The sequence below is a fragment of the Desertihabitans aurantiacus genome, from assembly GCF_003344635.1.
Taxonomy (GTDB): Bacteria; Actinomycetota; Actinomycetes; order Propionibacteriales; family Propionibacteriaceae; genus Desertihabitans; species Desertihabitans aurantiacus.
This window is the reverse complement of the sequence record NZ_QPKK01000347.1, coordinates 1-3306: the sequence shown is the minus strand read 5'-3', so window position 1 is coordinate 3306 and position 3306 is coordinate 1. Positions and strand designations below refer to the sequence as shown.

Here is a 3306-nt window from a genome sequence, read left to right as displayed (position 1 = left end):
CTACCGCTGCCCCCGCTGCCAGCGCCGGCCGCGGTCGGCCCGCTGGTGAGCACCGGCGCCCCGCGCGGCCCGGTCGGCGGGCCCCGGGGACGGCCCGCGCCGGTAGCATCACGCTCCCGGACCCGTGCCGCCGCGGGTGCCGCCGTCTCATCGAGGAGTGCCATGCCAGCCGCACCGCCGGTCCGTCGCATCGTCGTGATGGGCGTCCAGGGGTCGGGCAAGACCACCATCGGACGTCTGCTCGCGGAGCGGCTGGGCTGGCGCTTCGTCGACGGCGACACGCTGCACAGCGACGAGGCCCGGGCGCGGATGGCCAGCGGCACCCCGCTCACCGACGAGGACCGTCACCCCTGGCTGGAGCGGGTCGGGCAGGTGCTCGGCTCGCAGGCCCCGGTGGTCGTCGGCTGCTCGGCGCTGCGCCGCCGCTACCGCGACCAGCTGCGCCGGCACGCCCCGGACGCGGTGATGGTGCACGGTCACGCCGACCCCGAGCTGCTGGCCGCCCGCGTCGCCGGCCGTCGGCACGAGTACATGCCGCCGCAGCTGCTGCGGTCCCAGCTGGAGACCCTGGAGCCGCTGCAGGACGACGAGGCGGGCATCGTGGTCGACGTGGGCGCCCGTCCCGAGGACATCGTCAGCGAGGTCGTCCACCGGCTCGGCCTGCGGCCCGACGACGACGCCGCCGCGTCCTGACCCGCACCACCCGCCCCGCCGCGGCGGGCCGGCCCGGTCGGCGTCCCCCACTAGGCTGAGCCGAACCCTGCTGCACCCGACGGAGGACGAGGCCGTGCCCGACACCGATCTGCTGTACCGCCAGCCCGACCGCAACCTCGCGCTGGAGCTGGTGCGGGCCACCGAGGCCGCGGCCATCCGCGCCGTCCCCTTCATCGGACGCGGCGACAAGAACGGGGCCGACGGTGCCGCGGTGGACGCGATGCGCTCCTTCCTGGCCACCGTCGACTTCGCCGGCGTGGTGGTGATCGGGGAGGGCGAGAAGGACGCCGCCCCGATGCTGTTCAACGGCGAGCAGGTGGGCACCGGGCAGGGTCCGGCCTGCGACATCGCGGTCGACCCGATCGACGGCACCTCGCTCACCGCCGCGGGCCGGCGCAACGCCATCTCGATGATCGCCGCCGCCGACCGCGGGTCGATGCTGGACGCCTCCAGCGTCTTCTACATGGACAAGCTGGTCGCCGGGCCGGAGGCCGTCGGGCTGCTCGACATCCGCCGCCCGATCGGGGAGAACATCCGGCTGCTGGCCGAGGCCAAGGGCAAGCCGGTGGCCGAGATGCAGGTCGGCGTGCTGGACCGGCCCCGCCACGAGGGGCTGATCGAGGCCATCCGGGAGGCCGGCGCCGGCACCCGGCTGATGCTCGACGGCGACGTGGCCGGCGGCATCGACGCCGCCTCCTCCAACGGTGCCCTCGACCTGTGCGTGGGCGTCGGTGGCAGCCCGGAGGGGGTGGCCACCGCCTGCGCCATCCGGGCGCTGGGCGGGTTCATCCAGACGGTGCTGGCCCCCCGCGACGACGAGGAGCGCCAGCGGGGCCTGGACGCCGGGCTGCAGTTCGACCACGTCTACGACGCCGAACAGCTGGTCACCAGCGACAACACCTTCTTCGTCGCCACCGGCATCACCGACGGCAACCTGGTCGCCGGCGTCCGCCGGGACGGCCCGGTGATCCGGACCGAGTCGATCGTGCTGCGCTCCCGCTCCGGCACCATCCGGCGGGTCACCGCCGACCACCTGGCCCAGAAGTGGTTGGAGTCCTGACCGCGTCCTGCCGCACGGACGGCCCGCGCCGGTGCGCGCGCGGTAGGTTGGCCCGACCGTGAGACGCCTGACCGACTACCTCCTCGTCCGCCACCGCCACAACTGGATCCAGCTGATCCGGTTCGGCCTGGTCGGCGGCTCGGGCGTGCTCGTCAACCTGGTCGTGGTGATCGTCTGCAACAAGGTCGGCGCCGACGAGCACGGCGTCGTGGTCGACCTGCCGTTCAGCCCCTTCAACGTGCGCTGGTACCACGTGTACTCGACGCTGGCCTTCCTGGTGGCCAACGTGTGGAACTTCCAGCTCAACCGCTCCTGGACGTTCAAGAGCGCACCGCACTCGGGCTGGTGGCGGGAGTACGGACCCTTCCTCGCCGTCGGCCTGGTCGGGCAGGCGGTCAACCTGCTCATCGTCACCCTGCTGCTCAACCCGACCTCCCCGCTGGCGCTGCCGGTGTCGGTGTTCGACTCCTCCAGCGGCTTCCGCACCCCGCTGTACTGGGCCCAGCTGATCGGCATCGTGCTGGTCACCCCGATGTCGTTCGTGGTCAACAAGGTGTGGACCTTCGCCTCGGTCCGCCGGGCCCGCCACGCCGCCTCCGACGACGACCACACCGGGGCCGCCGGAGGTGGCGGCGGACGGGTCGAGGTCTCCTGATGCACCTCAAGAGCCTCACCCTGCGCGGGTTCAAGTCCTTCGCCTCGGCCACCACCCTGCAGTTCGAGCCCGGTATCACCTGCGTCGTCGGCCCCAACGGCTCGGGCAAGTCCAACGTGGTGGACGCCCTGAGCTGGGTGATGGGCGAGCAGGGCGCCAAGTCGCTGCGCGGCGGCAAGATGGAGGACGTCATCTTCGCCGGGACGTCCGGACGCCCGCCGCTGGGCCGGGCCGAGGTGGTGCTGACCATCGACAACTCCGACGGGGCGCTGCCGATCGAGTACACCGAGGTGACGATCGCCCGCACGATGTTCCGCAACGGCGGCTCGGAGTACGCCATCAACGGCAACCCCGCCCGGCTGCTCGACGTGCAGGAGCTGCTGAGCGACTCCGGCATCGGTCGGGAGATGCACGTCATCGTCGGCCAGGGCCAGCTCGACTCGATCCTCAGCGCCACCCCCGAGGGCCGCCGCGGGTTCATCGAGGAGGCCGCCGGCGTCCTCAAGCACCGCAAGCGCAAGGAGAAGGCGCTGCGCAAGCTGGAGGGCTGCGAGGGCAACCTCGACCGTCTGCAGGACCTGCTGGGCGAGGTGCGCCGCCAGCTCAAGCCGCTGGGCCGCCAGGCCGAGGTGGCCCGCAAGGCCGCCGTCGTGCAGGCCGAGGTCCGTGACGCCCGGGCCCGACTGCTGGCTGATGAGCTGCTGCAGGCGACCCTCGAGCAGCAGGGCGACGACGCCGACGAGGCCCGGCTGCGGGCCCGCCGCGCCGAGCTGGAGCAGCAGCTGCAGCGCGCCCGGGAGGCCGAGGCGGAGCAGGAGGCGGCGCTGCGGGCCGCCGGCACGGCGCTGGCCGCGGTGCAGGAGAGCTGGTACGCCCT

The 3306-nt window shown here is 73.4% G+C and carries 4 protein-coding genes; all 4 read left to right on the top strand.

The window, feature by feature from the left end; genetic code table 11:
• The first annotated feature begins 162 nt into the window (after positions 1-162).
• Positions 163-693: a gluconokinase gene (locus DVA66_RS18650; RefSeq protein WP_114561371.1), complete on the top strand. Its 531-nt coding sequence runs from the start codon at positions 163-165 to the stop codon at positions 691-693.
• A 94-nt stretch (positions 694-787) separates the two neighbouring features.
• Positions 788-1774, top strand: coding sequence for a class II fructose-bisphosphatase (gene glpX, locus DVA66_RS18645; RefSeq protein ID WP_114561370.1), 987 nt, complete (start codon positions 788-790; stop codon positions 1772-1774).
• A 58-nt stretch (positions 1775-1832) separates the two neighbouring features.
• A complete protein-coding gene (locus tag DVA66_RS18640) occupies positions 1833-2429 on the top strand; it encodes a GtrA family protein (protein ID WP_114561369.1) in 597 nt (198 codons plus the stop codon).
• On the top strand, positions 2429-3306 hold an 878-nt coding region (locus DVA66_RS18635), incomplete at its 3' end, for a chromosome segregation SMC family protein (RefSeq protein WP_157974128.1). The genes DVA66_RS18640 and DVA66_RS18635, both read left to right, overlap by 1 nt.